The sequence below is a fragment of the Micromonospora sp. NPDC047762 genome (assembly GCF_043204655.1).
Classification (GTDB): Bacteria; Actinomycetota; Actinomycetes; order Mycobacteriales; family Micromonosporaceae; genus Micromonospora.
In genome coordinates, this window is the sequence record NZ_JBIDCQ010000002.1 from 298,724 (window position 1) to 325,272 (window position 26,549).

Genomic DNA, 26,549 nt, shown 5'->3' on the forward strand with positions numbered 1-26,549 from the left:
GCCGGTGTCCCCTGAACTCATCGCCGTGCTGGCGGTGATCGCGGTGGCCCTGGCGTTCGACTACACCAACGGCTTCCACGACGCCGCCAACGCGATCGCCACAAGCGTCTCCACCCGGGCGCTGACACCCCGGATCGCCCTGGCGCTCGCCGCGGTCGGCAACTTCATCGGCGCCCACTTCGGCGCCGGCGTCGCCAAGACCGTCGGCGACGGTCTGGTCACCCTCCCCACCGGGGTGAGCAGCCTCGGTGTGGTCTTCGCCGGGGTGCTCGGAGCGATCGCCTGGAACCTGATCACCTGGTACTTCGGTCTGCCCTCGTCGTCCTCGCACGCGCTCTTCGGCGGTCTGGTCGGCGCCACCCTGCTCTCCACCGGCGGCATCGTGCAGTGGGGCAACATCGGCGTGAAGGTGCTGCTGCCGATGGTGCTGTCGCCGATCGTCGGCCTCACCCTCGGTTACCTGCTGATGCTGGCCATCCTGTGGCTGTTCCGAAAGGGACAGCCGGGCAAGCTCAACCGGGGCTTCCGTTGGGCGCAGACCGCCTCGGCGGCCGCCATGTCGGTCGGCCACGGCATGCAGGACGCTGCCAAGACCATGGGCATCGTGGTGCTGGCGCTCTACACCGGCGGTTTCCAGGAGAGCAAGACGCACATCCCGGGTTGGGTGTTCTGGACCTCGGCGACGATGCTCGCCCTCGGCACCTACGCGGGCGGTTGGCGGATCATCCGTACCCTCGGTCGCAAGATCATCGACCTGGGTCCGCCGGAGGGCTTCGCCGCCGAGACCGTCGCCAGCGCTGTGCTCTACTTCAACGCCCTGGTCCTGAAGGCCCCGATCTCCACCACCCACACCATCACCTCGGCGATCATGGGTGTGGGCGCGACCAAGCGACTCTCCGCGGTTCGCTGGAACGTGGCCGGCAACATCGTGCTCGCCTGGATCATCACGTTCCCGGCCGCCGCGCTGATCGCGTGCGTCACGTACCTGCTGGTCCGGCCGCTCTTCGGCTGACCCACCCGTCCGGTCCGCGCGGCTTGAGGGGCTCCCTTCCCGACGTCTCACGTTGGGAAGGGAGCCCCTCCCGCAATCCGTGCCCGCCGGTGGCCCGTCGAACCACTCAACCCAAATCGATCCCAGGTGCGTTTATCAGGTTGAGGGTTGTGACAGGAGGTCGTCGTGTGAGTCGTGCCGACCGCTACGCGGGTTTCCGGGAGTTCGCGGACGCCCACGGTGCCGCCCTGTCCCGGGCCGCCTACCTACTCACCGGCGATCACCAAGCGGCCGAGGACCTGCTGCAGGAGGCGCTCGCTCGTACAGCGGTGCACTGGCGACGGGTGGAAGCCGGCGGGAACCCAGCCGCGTACGTCCGAAAGGCGATGCTCAATCAGTTGCGCTCGTGGCGGCGCCGCCGTACCCATGGCGAACTCCTTGGCGGAGCACCTGATCGTCCCGCCCGGGGCGATGTGGCGCACGAGGTCGCCCAACGTGAAGTGTTGGCGGCGGCCCTGGCGTCCCTGCCGCCGAGGCAGCGCGCTGTGCTGTTTCTCAGGTACTTCGAGGACCTGTCGGAGGTTGAGACCGCGCGCCGACTCGGCTGTGCCGTCGGGACCGTCAAGCGGCACAGCCACGACGCGCTGGTCACCCTGCGCCGGCTCAGCCCCGGTCTGTCCAACCAGTCCACCACTGCGGAGGCGGATCAGTGAACGACGACTTCCGTACCGTCTACCGAGAGTTGGCCGACGATGCCCGGAACTACTCCGACCCGGAGCGGGCATTGGCAGTGGGGCACCGTAGGCGGCGAACCATGCTTGCCGCTCCCGCGTTGGCGGCCGCGGTAGCCGTCGTTGCTTTCGGCACCTGGGTGACACTGCGTCCGCCCATGCCCACGGGCTCGCCGGGCAACCAGGTGACCGAGGTGATGACAGCGGCCTCCACGCCGGTGCCCACGCTCAGCCCGCCGCCGGCGGCACCCGCCCTGCCGCCCGGAGCGGTGGGTCGGGCCAGCTTCGCCTATGCCGGATGTCGGTCGGGTTGCCCTTGGCTTGTGGTGGTGGGCGACCGCCAGTTCGTCGTCCCCGGTGAGGACCGCAACCCGGGTTCGTCTGCCATGCTGCTGAGCTTGTCGCCGGACGGTCGTTGGGTCGGTTACCCGGCGGGCGACGGTTACGTGGTACGTGACCTCACCGGCACCCGGACGATGGCCTTCCCGCCGTCCGAAACCGGCCGCCGGGTGGCCGCGTGGGTCTGGTCCGCAGACTCGAAGCGCCTGTTGGTTGGTGACTTCCGCGAAGGTGATGACAACACCTACACGGTCGTGGACGTCCTCACCGGCAGCAGGACTCCGGCCGTGATCCCGCCCGCTCGTACCCCCCTCGCGGTGACCGATGAGGGGAAGATCGTTTCCCGTGACCGCGACCAGCACCCCGAGCCCACACGGGTGCTGACGCTCACGGTCTCTGCCATCGGTGAAGCGACCGGGCGAAGTGTCTCCATCGACGCCTCGGCGGTCCTTGCCCAGAATGAGAGTCTCTTCCCAGGGTCGGTCCTCGTGGACCCCGACGCCGGCGGATACCTCCTCGGGGTGGGCACCTCCGATGGCATCTCCACCGCAGTGTTGCGGGTGGCCGCCGACGGACGCGTCGTTGAGCGCGTCGTCGACCTGCCCCGCGACACCCGCAACCGCGAGTTCTGGAACGTTCTCGGCGTCAACGCTGACGGCCTGCTGCTCAGTCGGCAGACCAACGACACCGGGCGGCAGGCCACCACAGTGGTCGCAGTGACCGATGGGGCTTCGCGGGACCTCGTCGCGCTGCCACACGAGTCAATCGTGGCCGTGCCAGGCGCTTCTGCACGCTGACGGCGGTCGCGCGGTTACGGCGGTTAGGGCACCACCCTCACTCGTAGCGCACGCCGATCTGCTCGCGGACCGTGTCCAGCAGGGTCATCACCTCGAGGGTCGTGGCGTGCGGCACCGCCGGGCTCTCGGTCAGGCCGGCGGCCAGGCAGCGCTGCACCTCGATCGCCTCGTACTGGTAGCCGTTGCCGGCTCCGTCGGAGACGATCGTCTCCGGCTCCGCGCCGGCCCGGTGCAGGGTCACCGAACCTGGCCGGAAGAACGGCTCGGGCAGGTCGATCCGCCCCGTGGTGCCGGTGATCGAGGCGGTCTGTCCGCTCAATCCGACCATGCCGCAGCTCAGGGTCGCCAGGGCTCCGGTGTCGTAGCCGAACAGCATGCCGGTGTTCTCGTCCGTCCCCTCCGGGCCGAGCTGCGCCCAGGACCTGATGTGCTGCGGCACCCCGAGCAGCAGGTGGGCCAGGCTGATCGGGTAGATCCCCAGGTCGAGGAGGGCGCCCCCGCCCAGCGCCGCGTTGCGCATCCGGTGCTCCGGCGGGAACGGCCCGGCCACCCCGAAGTCGGCCCGGACGCCGGTCACCGTGCCGATCGCCCCGTCCGCGATCAGCTCGACGACCCGCAGGATCATCGGATTCAGCCGCATCCACATGGCCTCCATCAGGAAGACACCGGCGGCCCGGGCGGTCTCCACCAACTCGGTGCTGGTGGCCAGGTCGAGGGTGAACGGCTTCTCCAACAGCACAGCCCGGCCGGCGGTGAGGCAGGTCATCGCCGCCTCGTAGTGCGCGGAGTGCGGGGTCGCCACGTAGATCGCGTCCACCTCCGGGTCGGCGGCCAGCTCCACCCAGGAGCCGTAGGCGCGCTTCGCGCCGTACGTGTCGGCGAAGCGCTGTGCGCTCTCCGCGGTGCGGGAACCGACCGCGACCAACTCGGCGTCCGGCACCAGCCGGAGGTCTTCGGCGAAACGGCTGGCGATGTGGCCGGTGGCCAGGATGCCCCAACGAGTCATGCCGGAACGCTAGCCCAGCCAGGTGAACCGCCCGCCGCCCGGCCTGCGACGCAACCACATCCCGGCCCGGCGCTTTGGGCATGACGCCCTGATGAGCGTGATGACCCTGAGACATATTGATGTCTCAGGGTCATCACGCTCGAAAAGCCGACCTCGCCGACCTCGCCGACCTCGCCGACCTCGCCATGGCCCAGCGCGCGGCCGGCGTTCCCCGAGGCGGGAACTAGGCTCGCGGGCATGACGATCGACAGTGACGGCTTCCCCGCCCCGGCCGCCCTGGTCGAGCACGCCCGCCGGTTCCAGGCCGAGGGCGGCACCCCGGCGACGCCGCGGGTCGCGGCCACCGTGTTGCTGCTGCGTCCGACCGACGCCGACTTCGAGGTGTACGTCATCCGTCGGGTCGCGGCGATGACCTTCGGCGGGATGTACGCCTTCCCCGGAGGCGGGGTGGACCGCTCCGACTCGGAGGCGCACCTGGACTGGGCCGGCCCGACGCCGGGCGAGTGGGCGGACCGTCTCGGAGTGGCCCCGCAGGCCGCGCAGGCGGTGGTCTGCGCGGCAGCGCGGGAGGTCTTCGAGGAGGCCGGTGTGCTGCTCGCGGGCCCGGACCGGGAGACCGTGGTGGGCGACGTCAGCGGCGACGACTGGGAGGCGGCCCGACAGGACCTGGAGGGACGCCGGCTGGGCTTCGCGGCACTGCTCGCCGACCGTCAGCTCACGCTTCGGTCGGACCTGCTGCTGCCCTGGAGTCGGTGGATCACTCCCGAGTTCGAGCCGCGCCGCTTCGACACGTACTTCTTCGTCGCCCTGTTGCCGGCGGGCCAGCGGACCCGCGACGTCTCCGGCGAGGCCGACCACACCCTGTGGATCCGCCCGGCGGACGCGCTGGCCCGCGCGCAGGCCGGCGAGCTGACCATGCTGCCACCGACCCTGGTCACACTGGCCCAGGTGGCGGCTGCCGGTGACCTGGCCGGGGTGGCGCGGGCGGCGGCCGATCGGGACGCCGTCACTCCGGTCATCCCGCGCCTGGACCTGCCCCCGGACGGTGAACCCCGCTTCGTCCTGGGCTGAGCCCACACACCGTGCCGCAGTCTCGGTCGCCCACGTTCGTTGTCTGCGCGCCCTCGATGCCCGCCGCCGCGACCCTGGGACGGGGCCGGCGGCGTGATGGCCCGGCCGCACCACGCGGCCGGCCGGCCGGCGGGGCGGTGTTGGCGGCGGACATGGCACCGGCGCCCACGCCGGGAGGCGGGGCGCCGGTGACCGGACGAGGTCGGCTCAGCCGAAGCGGCCGGTGATGTAGTCCTCGGTCTTCTTCACGCTCGGGTTGCTGAAGATCTTCTGGGTGTTGTCGTACTCGATCAGCCGGCCCGGGTCGCCGGTCTTCTCGATCGAGAAGAAGGCGGTCCGGTCCGAGACACGCGCTGCCTGCTGCATGTTGTGCGTCACGATGATGATCGTGAACTTGTCCTTGAGCTGGAACATCAGGTCCTCGATCGCCAGCGTGGAGATCGGGTCCAGGGCGGAGCACGGCTCGTCCATCAGGACGACCTGCGGCTCGACCGCGATGGTCCGGGCGATGCAGAGCCGCTGCTGCTGACCGCCGGAGAGGCCCGCGCCGGGCTTGCCCAGCCGGTCCTTGACCTCGCCCCACAGGTTCGCGGCGCGCAGGGCCTTCTCGGCCGCGTCCTCCAGGATCGACTTCTTGCGGACCCCGTTGAGCTTCAGCCCGGCCACCACGTTTTCGAAGATGCTCATGGTGGGGAACGGGTTCGGCCGCTGGAAGACCATGCCGATGGTGCGCCGGACCGCTGTGACGTCCACGTCCCGGTCGTAGATGTCCTGGTCGTCGATGGTCAGGCTGCCCTCGACCCGGGCCCCCGGCAGCACCTCGTGCATCCGGTTGATCGACCGCAGGAACGTCGACTTGCCGCAACCGGACGGCCCGATGAGAGCGGTGACCGTCTTCGGCTCGACCGTCAGGTTGATGTTCTCGATCGCCTTGAAGCCGCCGTAGTACGCGGTGACGTTCGAGGCGGAGACGCGCTTGGCCATGGTGGTACCTCCGGGGTTCATCGGCTGAGCCTGTTGCGACGGGCCAGCAGCTTCGCCGCGATCGTCAGGATGAGCACGAGGGCGACCAGGGTGAGTGCCGCGGTCCACGCCCGTGCCGGGGCGTACTTCGACGCGTCGCCGGCCTGCTGGTAGACGAAGAGGGACAGCGACGACTGGTTGTTCTCGAAGGGGTTGGTATTGATCGCGGCCCCACCGCCGGCGACCAGCAGCACCGGGGCCGTCTCGCCGGCCGCGCGGGCGATGGCGAGCATGACGCCGGTGACGATGCCGGGCAGCGCCGTCGGCAGGACCACCCGCAGGATGGTCTTCCACTTGGGTACGCCGAGCGCGTACGCGCCCTCGCGCAGTGGCGCCGGTACGAGGCGGAGCATCTCCTCGGTGGACCGGACGATGGTGGGCAGCATGAGCACGCTCAGCGCGAGCGCGGCGGCGAAGCCGGAGAAGCTGGGCCGACCGTCGTTGAACCACGGCGACACGATGAGCACCCAGAACGCCAGCACGAAGAGGCCGGAGACGATCGACGGGATGCCGGTCATCACGTCCACGAAGAACCGGATCGCGAAGGCGAACTTGCCCCGCCCGTACTCGACGATGTAGATCGCGCAGAGAACGCCGAGCGGGACGGTGATCAGGGTGGCGATGCCGACCTGCTCCAGCGTGCCGACGATCGCGTGGTACGCGCCGCCGTTGGCGTCCCGGGCCCCGATGTTGTTCATCGATGTCTGGAAGAAGTTGACGTCGAGTCGGTCGGCACCCTTGCTGACCAGCGTCCAGACCACCGACACGAGCGGCAGCACCGCCAGCACGAAGGCGGAGTGGATCAGTGCGCTCCAGGTGCGGTTGCGGGCCGATCGGCGTCCTTCGACCGCGTTGGCGGCGGCGAAGAGCCCGACCAGGTAGAGGATCGCGCCGAGGACGACCACGAGGACCGGGCCGCCGATGCCGGTGCCGTAGACGACCACGGCGGAGAGCGCCAGGGCTGCCACGGCGACGGCCGGGGCGGCGTACCAGGGCAGTCGCTTTGCCCGCAGCGAGTCGGGCTGGGCCGGCGGCCGGGTGCGGTGGGAGGTGGCGGTTGTGGTCATGCGGCCGACTCCGTGAACTCCCGGCGGCGGTAGATGATCGCCCGCGCCGTGATGTTGACGATCAGCGTGATGGTGAACAGCACCAGACCGGAGGCGATGAGCGCACCCCGTCCGGTCTCGTTCGCCTCGCCGAACGCGTTGGCGATGTTGGCGGCGATGGTGTTGCCGCCGTTCTGGATCAGGTTGAACGAGATGCCGAAGGTGATGCCGAGGGTCAGCGCCAGGGCGATGGTCTCGCCGAGCGCACGACCGAGGCCGAGCATCATCGCGGCGATGATGCCGGGACGGCCGTAGGGGAGCACCGCGGTGCGGAGCATCTCCCAGCGGGTGGCGCCCAGGGCGAGGGCGGCCTCCTCGTTCGCCGTCGGCGTCTGGAGGAACACCTCGCGGGAGAGCGAGGTGATGATCGGCAGCACCATGATCGCGAGCACCAGGGCACCGAGCATGACGGACGCCCCGAAGGGGCCGTCGCCACCGAAGAGCGGGATCCAACCGAAGTGCTGGTTCAGCCAGACCGAGAAGTCCCGGACAGGGCTGCTGAAGACGTCCCGCCCCCAGAGGCCGAAGACCACGCTCGGTACGGCGGCCAGCAGGTCGACCAGGAAGCCGAGCGCGGTGCCCAACCGGCGCGGCGCGTAGTGCGAGAGGTAGAGCGCGATGCCGAGCGCCACCGGCACCGCGATGAGCAGGGCGAGCGCCGAGCTGAGCACGGTGCCGAAGGCCAGCGCACCGATGCCGAACTTCGGCTCGGTGTCGTTGGGGGACCAGCCCTCGTAGGACCAGAAGTTCTCGGTGTTGGCGCGTAGGGCCGGCACCGCCTTGGCGACCAGGAAGATCGCGATGGCGGCGATGATGACCAGAACGGCGGTGCCGGCGGCCAGAGTGAGGCCGCGGAAGGCCCGCTCGGCGCCGAACTTACGGCTGCGCGGCAGCGCGCCGCCGCCGCCCAGCCCGGTGCCGCCCGGGGAACGGGTGCTGACTGGTGCCTCGGCCACACGCGCCGAGGCACCGGCGGGCCACTCGTGACTCTGGGTCACGCGCGTCCCGCCGGTGCCGGCGTCGGCCGAGCGGTGAGGGGTTTCACCCATCTGCTCGCTCGATTCGGTTGCGGAGGTGTGGAATCGGGTCAGGAGAGGTTCTTGACCGCGGTCTCGACCTTGGTGCGGACCGTCTCCGGCAGCGGGGCGTAGCCCAGCTCGGTGAGAGAGGCCTGGCCCTCGGCGCTGGCGGCGTGGCCCAGCAGGCCCTTGACCAGCTTCAGCTTGTCGGCCGCGAGGCCCTTGCTGCAGACGATCTCGTACGTGGCCAGGACGATCGGGTACGCCCCGGCCTCCTCGGTGTTGTAGTCGATCTTCAGCTTGAGGTCGTCGCCCTGGCCCTCGATGGCAGCGCCCGCGATGGTCTTGCCGGCCGCCTCGGCGGTCAGCGCGGCGAACTCGCCGTTGCCGTTGCCGATCTTCGACATCTTCAGACCGGCGTTCTCGGCGAACGACCACTCCATGTAGCCGATGGAGCCGTCGGCGCCCTTGACCCGGCTGGCGACGCCGTCCGAGCCCTTGGCGCCGGTGCCGCCCGGGGCCTTCCACGCCTTGGCGTTGCCCAGGGTCCAGTCGCTCTCAGCGGTCTTCGAGAGGTACTTGGTGAAGTTGTCGGTGGTGCCCGACTCGTCCGAACGGTGGACGGTCTGGATCGTGGTCGCCGGGAGCTTGGCTTCCGGGTTGTCGGCCTTGATCGTGGCGTCGTCCCACTTGGTGACCTTGCCAGCGAAGATCTTCGCCAGGGTGGCCGGCTTGAGCTGGAGGTTGTCCACGCCGCTGACGTTGTAGGCGACGGCCACCGGGCCGATCACCATCGGCAGGTGGATGGCCTTGCCACCGACGCACTTGGCGTCCGCCTGCGGCTGCTCCTCCGGCTTGAGCGCGGAGTCGGAGCCGGCGAAGTCGGCGGTCCCGGCGATGAACGCCTGGATGCCGGCGCCCGAGCCGGAAGCCTCGTAGTTGATTGTGGTGCCCTGGCACTTCTGCTGGTACGCCTTGATCCACTCGGCCATGGCGTTCTTCTGCGCCGACGAGCCCTGGGCGTTCAGCGTGCCGGTAGCGCAGTCGACCGCGGCGGCCGAGCCCGAGGCGCTCGCGCCGGAGGCGGGCTCGTTGTTGTCCGAGCCGCATGCACTGAGGCCGAGCGTCGCGGCAAGAGCGAGGCAGGCAATAGTGCCGTACCGCTGGAGCTTCACCTGAGGGGTTTCCCTTCGCGTCTGACTTGGCGCCCCGATCCCGGGGCCCGAGGACCGGCACTGACCGGCTGACACGAAAGTTAGAAGTGCCAGGTAGCCGGTTCGCCGGTCGCAAGTGAACGCAAGGTGAACACGTACGGCCCCTGAGGTGACCGCTTGCTGAGGGTGAGTTGTCCGTTAAGTGAACCCGGATACACCTGTCGGAAGTATGGCTATATTTCCGGTTCAGCGTTATCCCGCCGACGCTCGCCCGTTACCCATCGGTGACGCGTTCGGAGCGACGGCCGACGGTCAGCCCAGGTGGTAGTTGATGTGCGCGGACCAGCGGGCGAAGCCCAGCCGCTCGTAGAGCGCGACGGCCCCGGTGTTCGAGTCGTCCACGAAGAGCATCACCCGGTCGAGGCCACGCTTGTCCCGCAGGTGTGCCAACCCGGCGGTGGTCAGGGCCCGGCCCAGCCCGCCACCGTGCGCGGTCGGCTCCACCCCCAGGACGTACACCTCGCCGATCCGGGCCGACCCCGGCCGCTCGTGCACCTTGGTCCAGTGGAAACCGAGCAGTCGGCCGGTCGCGGTCTCTTCGGCGAGCAGGAAGCCTGCCGGATCGAACCACGGCTCGGCGAGGCGGACCCGCAGGTCGTCCGATGTCCACCGGCCCTGTTCGGGGTGCTCGGCGAAGGCCCGTGCGTTGAGGGCCAGCCAGGCCGCGTCGTCCGCCCCGGGCCGGAACGCGCGCAGCGCCACCCCGTCGGGCAGGCGCGGCTCACCCAGCGGCGCCGCCAACGGCCGGCGCAGCTGCCAGAGCACCCGGGCGCGGGCGAAGCCGAGGTCGACGGCGAGCGCGGCGGCCGAGGGGTGGTCGCCGTGCGCCCACGCCCGCAGCGGCCCGGTGGCCGAGGCGAGTACGCCCCGGGCGAGCGCCCGCCCGGTGCCCCGCCGCCGGTACGCGGGGTGCACGACCAGCTCCACCCCGATTCCACCGACCGGGTCGGTGGTGTCCAGGTGCGCGTACCCGGTGAGGGTGCCGTCGTCGGCGCGGGCGATCAGATGCACGGCGGGGGCGTCGGGGTCGCGCAGCCGCAGCAGGACGTGTTCGTCGAGCGGGTCGGCTCCGTCCGTGTCACCTGCGGCGCCGGCGAGGGCGAGTACGTCGGCGATCTCCGCCGGCGCCAGCTGGTCGCTCCGGGTCACCTGGTCGCTGGTCGGCTCCGCGCTGCTCATCCCGCCACCGTATCCGTTGCGTGTCGTGACGCCCGGAGCGTCGCCGTAAAGCCCCGGCTCACGTCGGGTCGGTGGGGAGTGCCTCCAGCTCGAACCGGGCGGTCAGGTCGGGCAGGATGCGGCGCAGCGCGTCCATCGTGCCCTGCCGGTCCCCACCGGCGTCGTGCAGCAGCACCACCGAGCCCGGCGCGGCCTGGCTCAGCACCGTCGCGGTGATCTTGGTGGCGCCGGGTAGCTCCCAGTCCGACGGGTCCACCGACCAGTGCAGCGGGGTCATGCCGAGCTGCCGCGCCACCGACACCACCGGGTACGTCCACGCTCCGCCCGGCTGGCGGTACCAGACGATCGGCGCGTTCGGCACCGCCGCCCGGATCGCCGCGTTGGTGCGCAGAAGGTCGGAGCGGATCGCGTCGGCCGGCCGGGTGCCCAGGCCGACGTCGTGGTGCCAGGAGTGGTTGCACAGGGTGTGCCCGTCGTCCACGATCGACTGGATCAGGTCGGGGTGGTCCTGCGCGTTCTCGCCGACGACGCAGAACGTGGCGCGCACGTCGTATTCGCGCAGGAGGGCGAGGACCTGCGGCGTGTAGCGCGGGTCCGGCCCGTCGTCGAAGGTCAGCGCGAGCCGCGGGGTGCCGGTGGTGGCGTGCGCGCCGAACAGGTTGTCGCCTCCGGCCACCCGTCCGGACCCGTCCTGGCCGGTCTCGGCCGGGCCGGTCTCGGCCGCGCTCGCGCTGGCGCTCGGGGCTCCGCCCGGCTCGCCGACGCTGGGTTGGTCGGCGTAGTGCGGTCCGTCGGCGCTCGTGGTGACACCGGTGGAATGCCGAGGCGTCTGGTCGGGGACGAGGCTGCGGCCCAGCATGTACGCGGAGCCGAGCAGCCCCGCCACCACCAGCGTCACGATCCCCGCGGCCCGGGCGGTGGTGCTGCCCCGCGTCACGACTTCCGCCTGGCTTGCCGGTCACGCCGGCCCGTCGCCCCCGTGGTCAGTGCGCGCACCGTCGCCCCTTTCTCCGACAAACCCGGCAGTCAGAATAGAGCTGCCGAGCTGCGCAAAAAGGGCATATGGGAAATCGCCCCGAGTCGTCTCCGGATCAGACCGGCAGGGGCGCGTGCTCCGCCTCGACAAGCGACCGCGACGGGGGCACGACGAACTTGTAGCCGACCTGGCGAACGGTGCCGATCATCGACTCGTACTCCGAGCCGAGCTTGGCGCGCAGTCGCCGGACGTGCACGTCCACCGTGCGGGTGCCGCCGAAGTAGTCGTAGCCCCAGACCTCGCGCAGGAGCTGGTCCCGGGTGAACACCCGGCCCGGGTGCTGAGCCAGGAACTTGAGCAGCTCGAACTCCTTGTAGGTGAGGTCGAGCGGACGGCCCTTGAGCTTGGCCGCGTAGGTGTCCGGGTCGATGGTCAACTCGCCGGCCCGGATCGAGCCACCCGCGCCAGCCGTCGCGTTGCTCAGCCGGCCCACCGCCAGCCGCAGCCGTGCCTCGACCTCGGCGGGGCCGGCCGAGGCGAGGATGACGTCGTCGACGCCCCAGTCGGCGTTGAGTGCGATCAGGCCGGCCTCGGTCACCACCGCGACCAACGGCACGCCGAGCCCGGTGGCGTGCAACATCCGGCAGGTCGCCCGGGCCTCGCTCAACTCCGATCGGGCATCCACCATCACCGCGTCGGGGCTGGGGCCCGCGACCAGGGTGCGAACGTCACGCGGCGCGGTGCGGACCGAGTGCGGTAGCAGGTCGAGCGCCGGCAGCACAGCCGACGGTTCTCCTGCGCGCGCGGTCACCAGCAGCAGGATCTCCACGATCACCTCCGTCCCGGCGGCGCAAGGCCGCACGCGACCAGTCGCACTCTTCAAGGAGTGCGCTGAGAAATTGCGTGGTCCCGGCGTCGCTGACGGGCGGGTAACGCGTTGAGCCTAACCGATCGCCTCGGCCGCGCCGTCAGGCCATTTCCCGTTTGTCTAGCTTGCCCCTGATCGTGGCCCGGTTTTTAACGTCGCTGAAACCCTTGACCACCGCGTCGGGCCGTCGGTCTGGCACGATCGGGTCGTGTTTCCTTCCACCTCGCCCGAGGCCGGCCGCGAATCGTGGCCCGCCGGGCCCCAACCGGGTCCGGCCGCCGCAGCGACGCGCGGCCAACCGCCCGCGCCGCGTACCGGTCCGGCCACCACCGATGGCGACCGCCGCGAACGGGGTGGGCCGCGCCGTGCCCGCCGCTCCGGCGAGCCGGCCCGCCGATCCGAAGACGAGATCGACGAGCCGGAAGAGGAGGTCGTTCCCCCGGTCGCGGTGCACCGTCAACTGGCGCTGACCATCGCCGGCTTCGCTGCCCTGCTCGGCGTCGGCCTGGTGCTCGGCGCGCAGACGTCGGGTCCCGGTCACCGGCTGCCGTTCGCCTTCATCATCTTCGGCGTCCAACTGCTCTTCGTGCTCGCCTGGACGATGGCGATGCGTCCGCCCGCGCTGTTGGTGGTCGCCGGGATCAGCGCCGTTGTCGCGGCGCTGGTCGACATCGCGGCGGTGCAGACCGACGTCGCCGGCCTGGCGCCGCTGGGCTACCTGGCCGCCGGTGGGTTCCTCGCCGCGGTGCTCGGCCAACTGGTTCGTCGCGTCGACCGGGTCCGGGTCACCGACTCCGTCGGTTCCACACTGCTCATCGTGGTCGGGGTGGTGGCCTTCGGCACCCTGATCGTGCTCAGCCGGATCCCGGCCGGCACGCAGGCGATCACCGTCTGCCTGACCGCGAGCGGTGTCGCGCTCACCGTCGCCCGGCTCACCGACGCCGTCCTGCCCTGGCCCCGGCTCGCACCGCAGGTGCCCCGGGGCGCCGCCGGCGTGGTGGCCGGCGCGATGGTCGGCACGCTGACCAGCGCCCTCCTCGGCAGCTACCTGGTGGCTCCCTTCACGCCGACCCGGGCCGCCGTGATCGGCCTGGTCGCGGCGGTCACCGCCGTCCTCTCCGATCTCGCCGTGGGGTACGCGGAGGCGGGCCGGTTGATGGCCGGTGAACCGCCCACGATGTGGGTGGCCCGGCACATGCAGGGCCCGCTCGGCGGCTTCGCCCTGGCGGCGCCCGCCGCGTACGCCATGTGCATGCTTCTCCTCTGAGTCGCGGTTGAGCGCTGGGCCGGTCGGGTACCTACGGGTGCGCCGCCCTGCGGCGTCGGTATGAACGACCCGTCGCGGCGCGACGGGCGGAGACAGGAGGCGGCGTGGCGCAGGACTATCCGGTGGACCAGGCGCGACCCCGACGGCGTGGCCGCAAGCTGCTCATCGGGCTGTTCGTGCTGCTCCTGCTGCTGGCGGGGTTGCTGGTGGTCGCCGACCGGGTCGCGGTCGGGGTCGCCGAGCGGATGATCGCCGACCGTGTCCGCCAGGAGATCACCAAGCAGGGCGCGCAGTCCGCCGCTCCTGAGGTGGAGGTGGGCGGGACCCCGTTCCTCACCCAGGTGCTGGATGGCCGTTACCAGCGGATCACCATCAACCTGCGGGACGTGCAGGCCCCGGTCGAGGGCGAAGCCGTTCGGCTCCCGGTGCTCGACGTGACCGCCCGCAAGGTGCGGGCCTCGCTGGACACCCTGCGCACCGGCCAGGGTGACATCGTGGCGGACACCGTCAACGGCGCCGGCACGATCAGCTACGAGAGTCTGGCCGCGCTGCTGAAGCGCCCGGGCCTCACGCTCGGCGAGCAGAACGGCAAGCTCACCGTCACGGCCCCGGCCGACATCCTCGGTCAGAAGCTCACCATCAGCGGCACCGCCGACGTCACTGTCGCCGACAACGGCGCTGTCGCCCTGCGGTTCAACGACCTGGACGCCGCCGGTCTGCCGAACCTGCCGCTGGCCCGGGCCTTCCTGAGCAACTACGCCAAGAGCATCTCCATCGATGTTCCCCTGCCGGAGCTGCCGTTCCAGCTCGCGGTCCGCGAGGTCCGTCCGCTGCCGGAGGGGCTGGCGGTCACCGTCGACGCGAAGAACGTCCCGATCAACTCCGCTGGCTGACGCCGGAGGCGCGGTGGGACGCCGGAATCCCCGGCGATCCCGGCGATTCCCGGATGGTGGTCGGCCCAGTGGCAGCACGGTCACTGGCTGGTAAGCTCCCTGGCCATGGGGACCCACCTCACCAAACGGCGCGCGGTCGACCTGTGCCGCGTGGCCACCTGCCTGTGTCGCCCCGTCATCTGACGGCGGGGCTGTCTCCGGCCGCCTGACGGCGGCCACCGGCACGGGGTTCTCACACCCTCCGGTCATCCCACCGAACGCCCGGCAGCGGCGCCGTCGCACGAACCCGTGATCCCGTCCTTCCGCTGGGTCCCGCGCGTGGTGCGACAGTTGCATCCATCGATCTCCGCGCGTTGGCTCACCATCCATCCTCACCAGGGAGTGATTCGATGAGTCGCGACACCGCACTCGTTTCGGCCGAGTGGGCCGAGAAGAACCTCGACGCCCCGGGCGTCGTCTTCGTCGAGGTCGACGAGGACACCTCGGCCTACGAGACCGGCCACATCGCCGGCGCCATCAAGATTGACTGGAAGACGGACCTCCAGGACCAGGTCCGCCGGGACTTCGTCAACAAGTCGCAGTTCGAGGCGCTGCTCTCCGAGCGGGGCATCAGCAACGACGACGTCGTCGTCCTGTACGGCGGCAACAACAACTGGTTCGCCGCGTACGCCTACTGGTACTTCAAGCTCTACGGCCACCGGGACGTGAAGCTGCTCGACGGCGGCCGTAAGAAGTGGGAGCTGGACGCCCGTCCGCTCGTCACCGACGCGGTGTCCCGCCCGGCGACGCAGTACGTCGCGCAGGAGCCGGACACCTCCATCCGGGCGTTCCGCGACGAGGTCGTCGCGGCGATCGGCACCAAGAACCTGGTCGACGTGCGCAGCCCCGACGAGTTCGCCGGTCGCCTGCTCGCCCCCGCCCACCTGCCGCAGGAGCAGGCGCAGCGGGCCGGCCACATCCCCACCGCGATCAGCGTGCCGTGGTCCAAGGCGGCCAACGAGGACGGCACCTTCCGGTCCGACGACGAGCTGCGCAGGATCTACGGCGACGCGGGGCTCGACGACGGCAGGGAGACCATCGCGTACTGCCGGATCGGTGAGCGCTCGTCGCACACCTGGTTCGTGCTCCAGGAACTGCTGGGTCACCGCAACGTCAAGAACTACGACGGCTCCTGGACCGAGTACGGCTCGCTGGTCGGTGTGCCGGTCGCGCTCGGCGACGAACCCGGGGAGGCATGATCATGACTCTTCCCACCGCCGCGGGTTGCGCCGCACCGGACCAGGCCGCGCCGCTGCCGGCCAGCCTGGACCTGGAGAAGGAAACCGTGATCACCGGCATCGTCCGTTCCGCCGAGGCCGAGCCGGTGCCCGGCGCGTACGTCCGGCTGCTCGATTCGACCGGTGAGTTCACCGCCGAGGTGGTCACCTCGTCCGCCGGGCAGTTCCGGTTCTTCGCCGCACCGGGTTCCTGGACGCTGCGGGCGTTGTCCCGGCACGGCAACGGCGACACCGCCGTCACTGCCGGCCGAGGCGTCAACGAGGTTGCCGTCACCGTCGCCTGACCCACTGCTCTGATCGACCGGGGCCGGTCACCCTCCCGGGGGTGGCTGGCCCCGGTCGTTTGTCGTCGGCGTGCCGGCACGCCGGGGCGGGTGCCGAAATCCATCGGCGTGCGTCACTATCTACTGGTGAATTTCAGGGATGAAAGCGGCGGGTCCGACGAAGCGGTCCCCATCGTCCTCTGCGTGGGCACCGACATGTCGCTGCGGGAGCGGGTGCTGAGCCAACTCGACGGGCGTGCCCCGGTGCTCAGCTGTTCCGATCTGACCGAGCTACGCGAGCTGTTGTCGTCGCCGGTGGGTCCGGCGCGGGTCAGTCCCACGGTCCTTCCACTCAACGAGGCGCGGGGCCTGGTGAAGTGGGGTGAGCTGGTCGTCGACCGGGCCGGCCATCAGGTCACCTGGCGCGGCGAGGTGCTCCCGCTGACCCCCACGGAACGGGAGTTGCTCACCCTGCTCATCGGCCCACCGCTGGTGGTGTGGAGCTACGAACGGCTCTGCGTCTCCGCGCTGGGTGGCGCTGACACCGCAGCGCTGCAATCCACCGTCAGGCGGCTTCGCCGCAGGCTGCGGGGTCTACCGGGCGGCCCGCAGGTGCACACCGTGCGGGGCGTCGGCTACCGGCTCGACCCGCCGCCCCGGCTGAACGACCACTGACCCGCTGTCGCTCCGTCGGGCCGACCGCCTCCGCTGCCGGCCCGGCAGCGGGCGCGTGACACCATGGCCGGGTGAGCGGTGCTGTCCAGACGGGTTGGGCCTCCTCGGCCGGCCCCGCCGCGCCGACACCGGCCCGGTCGCGGCGGCGTTGGCTGCTGGCCGTGACAGTGGCCTGGGCGGTGCTGCTGGCCGGGCTCACCTGGATATCGGTGCGCAACGACCCGCCGACAGTCCGCGAGCAGCGTTCCCTCGATCAGGCTGGCCCGGTGGTCGACCGGGCGGTCGGCGAGTTGGCTCGCGCGGCCGGTGCGGCCGGACTGCTGGAACTGAGCCCGGCGCGGGTGGCGTCCGGCTGCCGGGTCACCCCGTTCGCCGACGGGGCGAGGTTGCGGCGCGAGGTCGGGGTGCTCGCTGCCACCGGTGACGAGCGGGCCGTGCTGGCCGGCATCGCCGAGCGGCTGCCGGCGAGCTGGCGGGCGGGGGTCGGGCCCGGCTTGGACGGCCCCGAGCTGCGCGCCGACGCCGGAGACTTCGTGGCCGTCGAGGGCCGGCCGACCGTCGACGGCCGGGTGCGTCTGGTCGTCGACACCGGTTGCCGGCCCGTCGGCGCCGGCTACACGCCGGCTCCGGCCACCGCTTCCGGCCCGGAGGCCGCCGCGCTGACCGCCGCGTTGAAGGCCCTCGACCGGCCGGGCGACGCCGCGTCGGAGCTGGCCACCGCGCCCTGCCCGGGCGGCGGGATCGCCCGTACCGCCTGGTTCGTCAACGGTCCCGGCCCGGCGGCCTCGACGGTCGCCCTCGCCCCGCTGGCCGGCAACACCCCACTGCTGGACCAACCCCCGGTGTACGCGTACCGCAGCGGTGCCGTCACGGTGCTGGCCGAGATCAGCCCGGACGCCACCCGACTCGCCGCCACCGTCGGCTGCCCGAGCTGAGCCGGGCGGTTCAGCGGCCGTCCGGCTGGTCCTCGGGGCCACGGCTGCGGCCCAACGCGTCGACCTTGCCCCACCGGCCGGGGATGTCCAGCAGCTCCACCCGGCCCATGCCCGGTGGCACGGCCGGGTCGATGATCAGGTGCTCGCCCTGCGGCTCCAACCCCAGCATCACCCGCAGCAGCAGCAGCGGGGTGCCTGTCGACCAGGCCTGCGGGCTGCATGCGGTCGGGTACTCCACCGGATAGTCGGTGAGGTCACGGGCGTAGCCGGCGAACGCCTCCGGTAGCCGACCCTCGAAGTACCGGGACGCGGCCAGCATCGTCTCGCAGAGCAACCCGGCCTCCTCCCGGAAGCCGTACCGCCACAACCCCCAGGCGATGATCGAGTTGTCGAACGGCCAGACGGTGCCCACGTGGTAGCCGATCGGGTTGTACCGTCCCTCGTCCGAGGCGAGCGTCCGCACCCCCCAGCCGGAGAACAGTCGTGGCCCGAGCAGGTGCTCGACCACCTTGCCGGCGCGGGACTCGTCCACGATGCCGCTCCACAGCAGGTGCCCGATGTTCGAGGTCAGCGCGTCCACCTGCCGGCCGTCGGCGTCCAGCGCGAGCGCGTAGTGCTCGCGGTCGGCGATCCAGAAGTCGCGGTCGAACCGCCGTTTCAGGTCGGCGGCCTGCCGCTCCAACTCGTCGGCGAACTCCGGGTCGTTCCAGAAGTCCCGAGCCAGCCGGGCGGCCCGGACCTTCGCGTCGTAGGCGTAGCCCTGCAACTCGCAGGTGGCCCGGGGAAAGCCGGGCAGTTGACCGTCGGCGTACGAGATGGCGTCCCAGGAGTCCTTCCAGCACTGGTTCTGCAGGCCGGTCTCCGGGTTGCGGGTCTGGTACCAGAGGTAACCGGTGCCGAGCAGGTCACCATAGGTGTCGATCCACTCCAACGCCGCGCGGATCTGCGGTTCCAGCTTACGGACGAGTGCCGCGTCACCGGTCCACCGCTCGTACTCGTCGACCAGGATGATGAACAGGGGCGTCGAGTCGGCCGACCCGTAGTACGGCGAGTGCGGCTGCTCCTCGAAGCCGGCGGTCTCCCCGTACCGCAGCTCGTGCAGGATCTTGCCGGGTTCCTCGTCCCGGAAGTCGTCCACCCGCTGCCCCTGTAGTCCGGCCAGCATCAGGATGGTCGGCGGGACCAGTTCCGGCAGGAACGGCAGCACCTGCAACGAGGTGATGATGCTGTCCCGGCCGAACAGGGTCATGAACCAGGGGAGTCCCGCGGCGATCAGCCGTACGCCCAGGGCGATCGACTCGTAGCGCAGCGCGGCCAGGTCGTTGAGGCTGCGCCGGTACGCCCCGGCCAGCGGCTCGCAGTCGCAGCCGAGCTTCGGCGCCCGGTCGATGAGCTCCTGCTGTTCGGCCCGGATCGCGTCCGCGCTGCGGCTGCCGCCGTACGGGAGGGTGGCCCGGATGTCCTCGCCCCGGGCACCGAAGACGACGCTGGACACGTGCAGTCTGGTGGTCCAGCTGTCGTTGCGGGCTATCCGGATCCGGAAGGTCATTCCGGTGTCGTCGACCTGCGCCGGCGCGGTGGTGCTGACCACCATCTCCCGGTGGAACGCCTCCCGCCGGTAGGACAGCCGCAATTCGTTCTCGGCGACCGTGATCGTGGTCCGGCCCCGCTTCTGCCGAGAGTTCTTGATCTCGAACAGGTCGGCGAAATCGGCCCCGATCTCGATCCGGAGGGTGCACTCGACCTCCGCGCCGAGGTGGTTCAGCACTGTCAGTTCCTCCTCGAAGCTGCCCACTATCGCCCGGCTGCGGATCACCGACGCCTTGGCGTCCAGATAGTGCGTGGGTTCGCCGGGGGCGAGGAAGAACCGGGTGCGGTACGACTCGGCATCGTCGACGGAGAGGGCGTGCAGCCGTTCGCCGTCCAGGGTGAGCACCCACGTGGACAGGAAGCGGGTGTCGAAGGAGAACAGCCCGGTGGGGAAGTCGTAGGACGGTTCGATGTCGCCACGCCGGTCGCTGACCAGGAAGGTGTTGCCGTCCAGGATGCTGACGAGGTCCTTCATCGAAGTCGCCCGGCTGCTCGGCGGGCCGTTTCGCGGGGGTCGCGGGTGCCGGGCGGGTCCGGAAAGAACCGGCGGAAGGCGAGGAAGAGCACCACGTTCCCGCTGAACGTGCTCTCGTTGCGCAGCACCGCCGCGACCCCCTGGGCCTCGCCGCGGATCAGCCGGTCGAAGAGGTCGGCGCTGCTGTACCAGATCGCGTCGGCCGGCCCACGCCCTCGGGTGACCTGCACCGACCCGGGTCGCATCCGGACCAGCCAGTGTTCGGTGCGGTGGTCGTCGCCGAGGTCGATCTGGAGGGTGCCGTCGGCCAGGCCGCCCAGAACCTCGGCTGCGCGCGACGGCAGTGTCTCGAAGAACCTCTCCGCCGCCTCGGTCACATCCGAATCGTAGGCAGCCGTCCGAGATGTCGGGTCGGTATCGGCACTCCGCTCGGATCGACAGGCCGCCGCCGTGCGGTCAGTAGACGAGCGCCTGCGCGCCCTCGGCCAACGCCTCCTCGACGAAAACCGCTGCACCGGCGATCCGGACGCCGGGGAGTACGTCGTCCGGGCCGATCTCCCGACGGGCCGCGCACTGCGTGCAGGCGGTCACCCGGCCGCTGGTCAGGATGACGTGCAACAACTCGGCCAGGGGCGCGGAGTGCGGCAGGTCGAACTGCTGGGCGCGACCGGGCAGCGCGAACCAGGTGGACTCACCGGTCAGCCAGAGCGAGACGTCCACCCCGGCCGCTACCGCCGTCGCGGCGACGGTGAATGCCTGCGCGCACCGCTCCGGGGCGTCCGCCCCCGCGGTGGCCTTCACGACGAGATTGCGGGCCATGTGGCCCAGCATAGGATGGCCGGGATGGTTACCGAGATCGGGTTTGTCAGCCTGCTGGTCGCTGGCCTGGGCGGGCTCGCGGGTGGCCTGGTCTACCTTGCCGTACGCATTTCGAGAGGACGCTGGTGACGCTGATGAGCGAGAACCCGCTGCAGCCGCCGTGGCTGAACGCGCCGCCGGTCGAGGAGTACCCGTTCGAGGAGAGCCACGACCTGCGGGTCGGGCCGAAGCTGCACCCCGCGCTGGACGCCCTGCTGCCGTACATCGGTCTGTGGCGCGGTCGGGGCAAGGGCGGCTTCCCCACCATCGAGGACTTCGACTACGCGCAGGAAATTCGGATCAGCCACGACGGCCGACCGTTCCTGCACTACGAGTCGCGTGCGTGGATCCTCGACGAGCAGAGCAAGCCGGTCCGTCCGGCCGGCCGCGAGGTGGGCTGGTGGCGACCGGTGCTGGTGGACGGGCGGGCGACCGACGAGCTGGAGGCGCTGATCACCACCCCGACCGGGGTGATGGAGCTGCACCTGGGCAAGCGCACCGGCACGCAGCTCGAGTTCGCCACCGACGCGGTGATCCGGACTCCGACCGCCAAGGAGGTCACCGGCGGGCACCGGCTCTTCGGCATCGTCGAGGGTGCGCTGCTCTACGCCCAGGAGATGGCCGCCATGGGGCACGGGCTCAGTCCGCACCTCTCCGCCCGACTCGTCCGGGTCGGCGGCTGACCGCTACCCGACGGGGAAGCCCAGCAGTGAGTGCAGGGCGGGGGTGCGCGGGCAAGGGTTCCGGCGCACCCCGTCCAGCATTCGGATTTCGGCGAGCCCGCGCACGGACGAGCTGAACCAGACCCCGTCGGCGGCGTGCAGCTCGGCTGGCGTGACCATCCGTTCGGCGGCGTCCAGGCCCAGCTCGTGAGCATGGGCGAGCAGCCAGGCCGCTGTCGTGCCGGGCAGGATGCCGGTGGTCGCGGCCGGCACGGTGCAGAGCGTGCCCGCGGTGAGCCACACCACGTTCGCGATCGGCCCCTCCAGGGCGTACCCGTCGGAGGAGACCCAGAGCACGTCGTCCACGCCGGCCCGCTGTGCCCAGCGTCGGGCGGCGCTGTTGACCGCGTACGACGTGGATTTGATCCCGGCCGGTAACCAGTCGAGCCCGGTACGCGCGTCGGCGGGCACCCCCAACGGCAGGGTGGCCACTGTGATCCCGTTCCGCCGGGCCGCCCGCGACGACGCCGGCACCTCGGTCAGCGTGGCGTAGACGGTCGGCGGGCCGCCGGCCTCGGAGCCCCGGGTGCAGACCAGCCGTAGCGCGCCCTCCACCGGTGCGGGCCAGCCCGCACGCACCGTGTCGAGGAGGTCGATGAGCGCGTCGGCGGGGGGCAGGTCCAGGTCGACGGCCGCCGCGGCCGTGGTCATTCGGGCCAGGTGCTCGTCGCGCAACCACGGCCGGCCCTGGCGCAGGTGCATGGACTCGAAAAGCCCGTCGCCGCGCAGAACGCCCAGGTCGTCGCCGCGGAGCACGGGCTCGTCGGTCGCGATGAGGCCCCGCCCGAGCACGGCGATCCGCGGGCTCGGCGCAGCCGGGACATTGCCGACGGACGACGTCACCATGACCGCGAGCGTAGCGGTGATCGATCGCGGTGCGGGGAACAGCCTGGTGGCCGAACTATGATCGGAGCGTGTCCGAATCCTCCCTCGCGGAAATGCTGCGGGCCCGTGGGCTGCGGCTGACGGCCCAGCGGCAGCTCGTTCTCCAGGCGGTGCTCGATCTGGGCCACGCCACTCCGGAGCAGGTGCACACCGCAGTCCGGGAGGTGGCCGCCGGCGTCAACATCACCACCATCTACCGCACGCTTGAGCTGCTGGAACGGCTCGGCCTGGTCACCCACACGCACCTGTCGCACGGCTCACCGACCTATCACGCCGCCGGTGAGCACCAACACGTCCACCTGGTCTGCCGGGAGTGTGGCGCGATCGACGAGATCGATCCGGAGCTGCTCCGCCCGCTCGCCGACCAGTTGGCCGCGCAGCGCGGGTTCCGGGTGGACATCGGGCACGTGTCACTCTTCGGCGTCTGCGTACGCTGCGAGAACGGGGACGAAAAATGATCGACATCGCGGGCGCGGTGGCCGTCGAGAGCATCGACGAGGCCAGCCGTGACCAGCCAGATCCGGCGCACGTCGCGGCCGGTGTGCGGGGGGTGGCCGCGCACTACGGCGACCCGCTGCGCGAGCAGCGCACCCTCGACACCGCTGTCGGTCTGGTCGACAGGTCGCACCGGGGGGTCATCGCGGTGCCCGGGGAAGAGCGGGCCAGCTGGCTGCACACTGTCACCTCGCAGCACCTGACCGCGCTCTCCGCAGGCGAGGGCACCGAGTTGCTGGTGCTGTCCCCGCACGGCCACGTCGAGCAGCACGCCATGGTCGCCGAGGACGGCGAGACCGCCTGGCTCGACACCGAGCCCGGTGCGACGGAGGGTCTGCTGACCTACCTGGAGAAGATGCGGTTCTTCAGCAAGGTCGAGCCACGCGACGCGACGGCCGAGCGCGCGCTGTTGTCGCTGGTGGGGCCGGCGGCCATGGAGGCGCTCGGCTCGCTCGGCGTGACCGGGCTCGCCGCACCGGACGTGGTCGCGGTGCCGGGTCCGAAGTTCCCGCACGGTGCCGTGCCACCACGGGCGAGCGCGCGGTACGACGTACGACCGCTGCCGATCGGCGGCTGGGCCCGACGTGGTCCGCTCGGGGTGGACCTGCTGGTGCCCCGGTCGGCGATGGACCAGGTGGTGGCGGAGTTGCGCGGCGCCGGCGTCCCGCTCGCGGGGCTGTGGGCGTACGAGGCGATCCGGGTGGCCGCCCGGCAGCCCCGGGTCGGGGTGGACACCGACCACCGGACCATCCCGGCCGAGGTCGACCTGATCGCCCCGGCGGTGCATCTGGACAAGGGTTGCTACCGGGGGCAGGAGACGGTGGCGCGGGTGCACAACATGGGCCGGCCGCCGCGTCGCCTCGTACTGCTGCATCTGGACGGGGTGACCACCGATCAGCCGCCGGTGGCCGGTACGCCGGTGACGCTCGATGGCCGGGCGGTCGGCTTCGTCGGCACCGCCGTGCTGCACCACGAGCTGGGCCAGGTCGCGCTCGCGGTCCTGAAGCGGAACGTCCCGGACGACGCCGCCTTGCTGATCGGCGAGACCGCAGCGGCGATCGACCCCTCCTGACCGGGCCGTCTAGGATCGCCGGCATGACGACAGGGACGTTGATCACGGTGGCCCCGACCGGCGCTGAGTCGGCCAAGGCGGAGGTGCCGGCGCTGCCGGTGACCCTCGACGAGTTGCTGCTCACCGCCAAGGAGTGCGAGGCGCTCGGCGCCGCCGTGATCCACGTCCACATCCGCGACGACGAGGCCCGACCGACGCTCGACCCGGTGCGGCTGGCCGACACCGTGGCGGCGCTGCGGGAGAGCACGGACCTGATCGTGCAGCTCTCCTCCGGTGGCGCGGTGACCGACCCGGAGGCCGCCCGACTCGCCGTGCTCGACGCCCGTCCGGACATGGCCTCCTGCACCATGGGCACTGTCAACTTCGGCGACGACGTCTTCCTCAACCGCTGGGAGTTCATCGTCGACCTGCACACCCGGATGCAGGAACGCGGGATCGTGCCGGAGTACGAGATCTTCGACCTCGGCCACCTGTCCGCGTTGCAGCGGTTGCTCGGCAAGTACGGGCTGCCGGCCGGTGGGCACGTGCACGTCGACTTCGTGATGGGCGTGCCGGGCGGGATGCCGGGCACCACCGAGACCCTCGTCGCGGCCCACCGGATGCTGCGGGACCTGCCCGAGGGCACCACCTTCTCGGCCACCGGCGTCGGCCGCAGCACGATCCCGGTGATGCTGGCCGCTCTGTCGACCGGCGGGCACCTGCGGGTCGGCATGGAGGACACCGTGACGTACGCCAAGGGCCGTCCGGTGGAGTCGAACATGCAACTGGTGGCCCGCGCGGTGGGTTTCGCCCAGCTCGCCCAGCGCCCGCCATTGACCACCACCGAGGCTCGCGAACTGCTCGGGCTGTAAGGCCGGGTCTGTCCCGCGCCCCTGTCACCCGGGCGGTGGACCTCCTGGTCACCCCGCCGCCGGGCACCCCCGGACCGTCGGTACCGTCCAGCGCGTGACGAAGACGTACGAGGGTGGCGCGCCGCTCGCCGAGGTGGTCCGGTCCGGGTTCGTGGAGGGTGCGCACCGCGGCTCGGTGGTGGTGCTTGACGCCGCCGGTGTCGCGGTGGCGTCCGCCGGGGACGTGACCTCGCCGATCTTTCCCCGCTCGGCCAGCAAGCCGATGCAGACGATCGGGATGCTCCGGGCCGGCCTGGCCCTGACCGACCCGGCCGACGTGGCGCTGGTCTCGGCGAGCCACGCCGGTGAGGAGTTCCACCTGGCTCGGGTCGGTGCGCTGCTGGAGCGCGCCGGGCTGGACGCGTCGGCGCTGCACTGCCCGCCCGACCTGCCGGTGGGGGCCGCGGCCCGGGAGGCGGTGCTCCGGGCCGGTGGCGGCCCGACCCGGGTGCAGATGAACTGCTCCGGCAAGCACAGCGGGATGCTGCTGACCTGCGAGGCCGCCGGATGGTCGCGGGAAGGCTACTGGCGACCGGAGCACCCGCTTCAGCAGCGGCTGCGGGCCGCCATCGAGGAGTTCACCGGCGAGCAGGCGGCGGCGGTGGGGGTCGACGGTTGCGGTGCGCCGGTCCTCGCGGTGTCGCTGGCCGGTCTGGCCGGGGCGTACCTGCGGCTGGTCGACGCCGAACCCGGCTCGGTGCCGCGCACGGTGGCCGACGCGATGCGGGCGTACCCGGAGATCGTGGGTGGCACCCAGGCCGACGACACCCGGCTGATGCGTGGTGTCCCGGGTGCGCTGGCCAAGGTCGGTGCCGAGGGCGTGATCGCCGTGGGGCTGCCGGGCGTCGGCGCCGTCGCGTTGAAGATCGACGACGGCGCCGACCGGGCCCGGATGCCGGTACTGGTCTCCGCGCTGCGCCGGCTCGGCGTGGACGCTCCGGTGCTGACCGAGTACGCCGAGGTGCCGCTCTTCGGTGGTGGGGTACCGGTCGGGGCGGTCCGTCCGCTCTGGTGAGCGCGCTCTAGCTCAGGAAGTCGAGCAGCGCGGCGTTGACCGGCTCCGGGCGCTCCAGCGGCAGCAGGTGGGCCGCGTCCGGCACGTCGGGCAGTCGTACCGCGCCGGGGACCTCGGCGGCGATCCGGTCGGCGAGCCGACTGATGTCCGGCACGTCGGCGGCGCCGGCGGTGACCAGGACGGGGATCTTCAGCTCACCGAGACGACCGATCGCCGGTGGCGACAGCTCTCCCACCTCGACCGCGCCGAGCGCCAGCTCCGCGGCGAGGGCACGCTGGTCCATCTCCTGCGCGAACGCGACCAGCTCCGGGCCGACGTCCTCCGGCTGGCGTCGCGGGCCGACCACCCAGAACCGCACCTCACCGGCCGCACCGGCGGCGAAGTCGTCCGGGTCGACCTCGCCGACCAGGTCGTCCCAGAGGTCGTTCGCCTCGTCGGACCACTCGTTTCCGGAGACCGCCGTGTCGAACAGCGCGAGCGCGCTCACCCGGTCGGGGTGGGCCAGCGCGGTGTCGATGGCGACCGCCCCACCGAAGGAGCAGCCGACCAGGGCGGCCCGGGGCAGGTCGAGCGCGTCCAGCAGCCCGGCCACGTCGTCGTGGTGCGTGAACGGGGTCGGCGGGAGCTCGGAGTCTCCGTAGCCGCGCAGGTCCGGCACGATCACCCGGTGCCGGGCGGCGAGCGCGGACACCTGCCCCCGCCACATCCGCCGGTCGGCGATTCCGGCGTGCAGCAGGACGACGGGCGAACCGGTGCCGGCCTCGTCGTACGCGATGCTTGCTCCATTGACTGTGATCTTGTCCACGGACGGACCGTACGGATCGGTCGAGCGGCGCGCAAACGCGATCCTGAGACCTTGCTAACTATGGCTAGCGTTTTGCTTGCAACAGCTAGCGCGGGCGGTTAGCGTCGCTGCC

General features: G+C 71.4%; 30 protein-coding genes. 17 read left to right on the forward strand and 13 right to left on the reverse strand.

Annotation, left to right across the window (positions count from 1 at the left end; genetic code table 11):
* The first annotated feature begins 4 nt into the window (after positions 1-4).
* The 3 genes from ACGF3C_RS06865 to ACGF3C_RS06875 all read left to right on the forward strand — a co-directional run bounded on the left by ACGF3C_RS06865 (position 5) and on the right by ACGF3C_RS06875 (position 2,858).
* Positions 5-1,012, forward strand: coding sequence for an inorganic phosphate transporter (locus ACGF3C_RS06865; protein WP_357227134.1), 1,008 nt, complete (start codon positions 5-7; stop codon positions 1,010-1,012).
* A gap of 167 nt (positions 1,013-1,179) precedes the next feature.
* Positions 1,180-1,704, forward strand: coding sequence for a SigE family RNA polymerase sigma factor (locus tag ACGF3C_RS06870; protein ID WP_393219593.1), 525 nt, complete (start codon positions 1,180-1,182; stop codon positions 1,702-1,704).
* Entirely contained in the window at positions 1,701-2,858 is a 1,158-nt protein-coding gene (locus ACGF3C_RS06875) for a hypothetical protein (protein WP_393219596.1), read from the forward strand. Before ACGF3C_RS06870 ends, ACGF3C_RS06875 begins: the two co-directional genes overlap by 4 nt.
* A gap of 37 nt (positions 2,859-2,895) precedes the next feature.
* On the opposite strand, the gene ACGF3C_RS06880 is transcribed toward ACGF3C_RS06875, so the two are convergent.
* On the reverse strand, positions 2,896-3,864 hold the full coding sequence (locus ACGF3C_RS06880) for a Gfo/Idh/MocA family protein (RefSeq protein WP_393219599.1): 969 nt from the start codon (positions 3,862-3,864) through the stop codon (positions 2,896-2,898).
* Between the two features lie 237 nt (positions 3,865-4,101).
* Here ACGF3C_RS06880 and ACGF3C_RS06885 point away from each other — a divergent pair, with 237 nt between their 5' ends.
* Positions 4,102-4,935 carry an NUDIX hydrolase gene (locus ACGF3C_RS06885; RefSeq protein ID WP_357227146.1) on the forward strand — a complete coding sequence of 278 codons (834 nt, stop codon included), beginning with the start codon at positions 4,102-4,104 and terminating at the stop codon, positions 4,933-4,935.
* 207 nt (positions 4,936-5,142) lie between these two features.
* Here the strand turns inward: ACGF3C_RS06885 and pstB are convergent, their stop codons facing one another.
* From pstB to ACGF3C_RS06920, 7 genes are all read right to left on the reverse strand, one after another.
* Positions 5,143-5,919, reverse strand: coding sequence for a phosphate ABC transporter ATP-binding protein PstB (gene pstB, locus ACGF3C_RS06890; protein ID WP_112584183.1), 777 nt, complete (start codon positions 5,917-5,919; stop codon positions 5,143-5,145).
* 17 nt (positions 5,920-5,936) lie between these two features.
* Complete coding sequence (gene pstA / locus ACGF3C_RS06895; RefSeq protein WP_357227128.1) at positions 5,937-7,025, reverse strand: phosphate ABC transporter permease PstA; 1,089 nt, start codon at positions 7,023-7,025, stop codon at positions 5,937-5,939.
* Complete coding sequence (pstC, locus tag ACGF3C_RS06900) at positions 7,022-8,113, reverse strand: phosphate ABC transporter permease subunit PstC (protein WP_355005819.1); 1,092 nt, start codon at positions 8,111-8,113, stop codon at positions 7,022-7,024. The genes pstA and pstC overlap by 4 nt, the downstream gene beginning before the upstream one ends.
* A 38-nt stretch (positions 8,114-8,151) precedes the next feature.
* Positions 8,152-9,258 carry a phosphate ABC transporter substrate-binding protein PstS gene (gene pstS, locus ACGF3C_RS06905; protein ID WP_393219604.1) on the reverse strand — a complete coding sequence of 369 codons (1,107 nt, stop codon included), beginning with the start codon at positions 9,256-9,258 and terminating at the stop codon, positions 8,152-8,154.
* 291 nt (positions 9,259-9,549) lie between these two features.
* Complete coding sequence (gene mshD, locus ACGF3C_RS06910; RefSeq protein WP_357206454.1) at positions 9,550-10,476, reverse strand: mycothiol synthase; 927 nt, start codon at positions 10,474-10,476, stop codon at positions 9,550-9,552.
* A 58-nt stretch (positions 10,477-10,534) separates the two neighbouring features.
* The gene (locus ACGF3C_RS06915; protein ID WP_393220735.1) at positions 10,535-11,335 is read right to left on the reverse strand and encodes a polysaccharide deacetylase family protein; all 801 of its coding nucleotides are present in this window, start codon (positions 11,333-11,335) and stop codon (positions 10,535-10,537) included.
* Between the two features lie 232 nt (positions 11,336-11,567).
* Complete coding sequence (locus ACGF3C_RS06920) at positions 11,568-12,287, reverse strand: response regulator transcription factor (protein WP_357233574.1); 720 nt, start codon at positions 12,285-12,287, stop codon at positions 11,568-11,570.
* Between the two features lie 241 nt (positions 12,288-12,528).
* Between ACGF3C_RS06920 and ACGF3C_RS06925 the strand changes: the two genes are divergently transcribed.
* The 7 genes from ACGF3C_RS06925 (at position 12,529) to ACGF3C_RS06955 (ending at position 17,630) form a co-directional block, all read left to right on the forward strand.
* Complete coding sequence (locus tag ACGF3C_RS06925) at positions 12,529-13,587, forward strand: hypothetical protein (RefSeq protein WP_357233572.1); 1,059 nt, start codon at positions 12,529-12,531, stop codon at positions 13,585-13,587.
* Between the two features lie 104 nt (positions 13,588-13,691).
* Positions 13,692-14,480, forward strand: a complete 789-nt coding sequence (locus tag ACGF3C_RS06930; RefSeq protein WP_357233570.1) for a DUF2993 domain-containing protein — start codon at positions 13,692-13,694, stop codon at positions 14,478-14,480.
* A gap of 105 nt (positions 14,481-14,585) precedes the next feature.
* The gene (locus ACGF3C_RS06935; RefSeq protein ID WP_310503780.1) at positions 14,586-14,663 is read left to right on the forward strand and encodes an Ms5788A family Cys-rich leader peptide; all 78 of its coding nucleotides are present in this window, start codon (positions 14,586-14,588) and stop codon (positions 14,661-14,663) included.
* 206 nt (positions 14,664-14,869) lie between these two features.
* Positions 14,870-15,718 (forward strand): sulfurtransferase, encoded by an 849-nt coding sequence (locus ACGF3C_RS06940; RefSeq protein ID WP_355005814.1) that lies wholly within the window; start codon positions 14,870-14,872, stop codon positions 15,716-15,718.
* Positions 15,719-15,720: 2 nt separating this feature from the next.
* Entirely contained in the window at positions 15,721-16,041 is a 321-nt protein-coding gene (locus tag ACGF3C_RS06945) for a DUF1416 domain-containing protein (RefSeq protein WP_355005813.1), read from the forward strand.
* Positions 16,042-16,236: 195 nt separating this feature from the next.
* The gene (locus tag ACGF3C_RS06950; protein WP_357234686.1) at positions 16,237-16,695 is read left to right on the forward strand and encodes a winged helix-turn-helix domain-containing protein; all 459 of its coding nucleotides are present in this window, start codon (positions 16,237-16,239) and stop codon (positions 16,693-16,695) included.
* Positions 16,696-16,766: 71 nt separating this feature from the next.
* Positions 16,767-17,630: a hypothetical protein gene (locus ACGF3C_RS06955; RefSeq protein WP_357234684.1), complete on the forward strand. Its 864-nt coding sequence runs from the start codon at positions 16,767-16,769 to the stop codon at positions 17,628-17,630.
* Between the two features lie 10 nt (positions 17,631-17,640).
* Here ACGF3C_RS06955 and ACGF3C_RS06960 read toward each other — a convergent pair whose 3' ends face one another.
* The 3 genes from ACGF3C_RS06960 to ACGF3C_RS06970 form a co-directional block, all read right to left on the reverse strand.
* Positions 17,641-19,695: a glycogen debranching N-terminal domain-containing protein gene (locus ACGF3C_RS06960; protein WP_393219610.1), complete on the reverse strand. Its 2,055-nt coding sequence runs from the start codon at positions 19,693-19,695 to the stop codon at positions 17,641-17,643.
* Complete coding sequence (locus ACGF3C_RS06965; RefSeq protein WP_357229726.1) at positions 19,692-20,072, reverse strand: SCP2 sterol-binding domain-containing protein; 381 nt, start codon at positions 20,070-20,072, stop codon at positions 19,692-19,694. Before ACGF3C_RS06965 ends, ACGF3C_RS06960 begins: the two co-directional genes overlap by 4 nt.
* A gap of 79 nt (positions 20,073-20,151) precedes the next feature.
* Positions 20,152-20,526 carry a DsrE family protein gene (locus tag ACGF3C_RS06970; protein ID WP_124820325.1) on the reverse strand — a complete coding sequence of 125 codons (375 nt, stop codon included), beginning with the start codon at positions 20,524-20,526 and terminating at the stop codon, positions 20,152-20,154.
* 12 nt (positions 20,527-20,538) lie between these two features.
* On the opposite strand from ACGF3C_RS06970, the gene mtfM reads away from it, so the two are divergent.
* The gene (mtfM, locus tag ACGF3C_RS06975) at positions 20,539-20,643 is read left to right on the forward strand and encodes a small membrane protein MtfM (RefSeq protein ID WP_030327764.1); all 105 of its coding nucleotides are present in this window, start codon (positions 20,539-20,541) and stop codon (positions 20,641-20,643) included.
* Positions 20,644-20,645: 2 nt separating this feature from the next.
* A complete protein-coding gene (locus tag ACGF3C_RS06980; RefSeq protein WP_357229741.1) occupies positions 20,646-21,236 on the forward strand; it encodes an FABP family protein in 591 nt (196 codons plus the stop codon).
* A gap of 3 nt (positions 21,237-21,239) precedes the next feature.
* Here the strand turns inward: ACGF3C_RS06980 and ACGF3C_RS06985 are convergent, their stop codons facing one another.
* A complete protein-coding gene (locus ACGF3C_RS06985; RefSeq protein WP_393219615.1) occupies positions 21,240-22,121 on the reverse strand; it encodes an aminotransferase class IV in 882 nt (293 codons plus the stop codon).
* Between the two features lie 68 nt (positions 22,122-22,189).
* Here ACGF3C_RS06985 and ACGF3C_RS06990 point away from each other — a divergent pair, with 68 nt between their 5' ends.
* The 4 genes from ACGF3C_RS06990 (at position 22,190) to ACGF3C_RS07005 (ending at position 25,632) form a co-directional block, all read left to right on the forward strand.
* Positions 22,190-22,618, forward strand: coding sequence for a Fur family transcriptional regulator (locus ACGF3C_RS06990; RefSeq protein ID WP_091402843.1), 429 nt, complete (start codon positions 22,190-22,192; stop codon positions 22,616-22,618).
* Positions 22,615-23,727 carry a folate-binding protein gene (locus tag ACGF3C_RS06995; RefSeq protein ID WP_357229732.1) on the forward strand — a complete coding sequence of 371 codons (1,113 nt, stop codon included), beginning with the start codon at positions 22,615-22,617 and terminating at the stop codon, positions 23,725-23,727. The genes ACGF3C_RS06990 and ACGF3C_RS06995 overlap by 4 nt, the downstream gene beginning before the upstream one ends.
* Positions 23,728-23,750: 23 nt before the next feature.
* A complete protein-coding gene (locus ACGF3C_RS07000; protein ID WP_357229734.1) occupies positions 23,751-24,578 on the forward strand; it encodes a 3-keto-5-aminohexanoate cleavage protein in 828 nt (275 codons plus the stop codon).
* 94 nt (positions 24,579-24,672) lie between these two features.
* The gene (locus tag ACGF3C_RS07005) at positions 24,673-25,632 is read left to right on the forward strand and encodes an asparaginase (RefSeq protein ID WP_393219620.1); all 960 of its coding nucleotides are present in this window, start codon (positions 24,673-24,675) and stop codon (positions 25,630-25,632) included.
* Positions 25,633-25,639: 7 nt separating this feature from the next.
* On the opposite strand, the gene ACGF3C_RS07010 is transcribed toward ACGF3C_RS07005, so the two are convergent.
* On the reverse strand, positions 25,640-26,437 hold the full coding sequence (locus ACGF3C_RS07010) for an alpha/beta fold hydrolase (RefSeq protein ID WP_393219623.1): 798 nt from the start codon (positions 26,435-26,437) through the stop codon (positions 25,640-25,642).
* Positions 26,438-26,549: the final 112 nt, after the last annotated feature.

Bases quoted from the DNA above. Each gene is read 5' to 3' on its own strand.
- ACGF3C_RS06880 (WP_393219599.1), bottom strand. From the start codon at position 3,864: ATGACTCGTTGGGGCATCCTGGCCACCGGCCACATCGCCAGCCGTTTC.
- ACGF3C_RS07000 (WP_357229734.1), top strand. From the start codon at position 23,751: ATGACGACAGGGACGTTGATCACGGTGGCCCCGACCGGCGCTGAGTCG.
- ACGF3C_RS06960 (WP_393219610.1), bottom strand. From the start codon at position 19,695: ATGAAGGACCTCGTCAGCATCCTGGACGGCAACACCTTCCTGGTCAGC.
- pstB (WP_112584183.1), bottom strand. From the start codon at position 5,919: ATGGCCAAGCGCGTCTCCGCCTCGAACGTCACCGCGTACTACGGCGGC.
- ACGF3C_RS06945 (WP_355005813.1), top strand. From the start codon at position 15,721: ATGACTCTTCCCACCGCCGCGGGTTGCGCCGCACCGGACCAGGCCGCG.
- mtfM (WP_030327764.1), top strand. From the start codon at position 20,539: ATGGTTACCGAGATCGGGTTTGTCAGCCTGCTGGTCGCTGGCCTGGGC.
- mshD (WP_357206454.1), bottom strand. From the start codon at position 10,476: ATGAGCAGCGCGGAGCCGACCAGCGACCAGGTGACCCGGAGCGACCAG.
- ACGF3C_RS06950 (WP_357234686.1), top strand. From the start codon at position 16,237: ATGTCGCTGCGGGAGCGGGTGCTGAGCCAACTCGACGGGCGTGCCCCG.
- ACGF3C_RS06935 (WP_310503780.1), top strand. From the start codon at position 14,586: ATGGGGACCCACCTCACCAAACGGCGCGCGGTCGACCTGTGCCGCGTG.
- pstC (WP_355005819.1), bottom strand. From the start codon at position 8,113: ATGGGTGAAACCCCTCACCGCTCGGCCGACGCCGGCACCGGCGGGACG.
- ACGF3C_RS06985 (WP_393219615.1), bottom strand. From the start codon at position 22,121: ATGGTGACGTCGTCCGTCGGCAATGTCCCGGCTGCGCCGAGCCCGCGG.
- pstA (WP_357227128.1), bottom strand. From the start codon at position 7,025: ATGACCACAACCGCCACCTCCCACCGCACCCGGCCGCCGGCCCAGCCC.
- ACGF3C_RS06995 (WP_357229732.1), top strand. From the start codon at position 22,615: ATGATCGACATCGCGGGCGCGGTGGCCGTCGAGAGCATCGACGAGGCC.
- ACGF3C_RS06885 (WP_357227146.1), top strand. From the start codon at position 4,102: ATGACGATCGACAGTGACGGCTTCCCCGCCCCGGCCGCCCTGGTCGAG.
- ACGF3C_RS06940 (WP_355005814.1), top strand. From the start codon at position 14,870: ATGAGTCGCGACACCGCACTCGTTTCGGCCGAGTGGGCCGAGAAGAAC.
- ACGF3C_RS06970 (WP_124820325.1), bottom strand. From the start codon at position 20,526: ATGCTGGGCCACATGGCCCGCAATCTCGTCGTGAAGGCCACCGCGGGG.
- ACGF3C_RS06915 (WP_393220735.1), bottom strand. From the start codon at position 11,335: ATGCTGGGCCGCAGCCTCGTCCCCGACCAGACGCCTCGGCATTCCACC.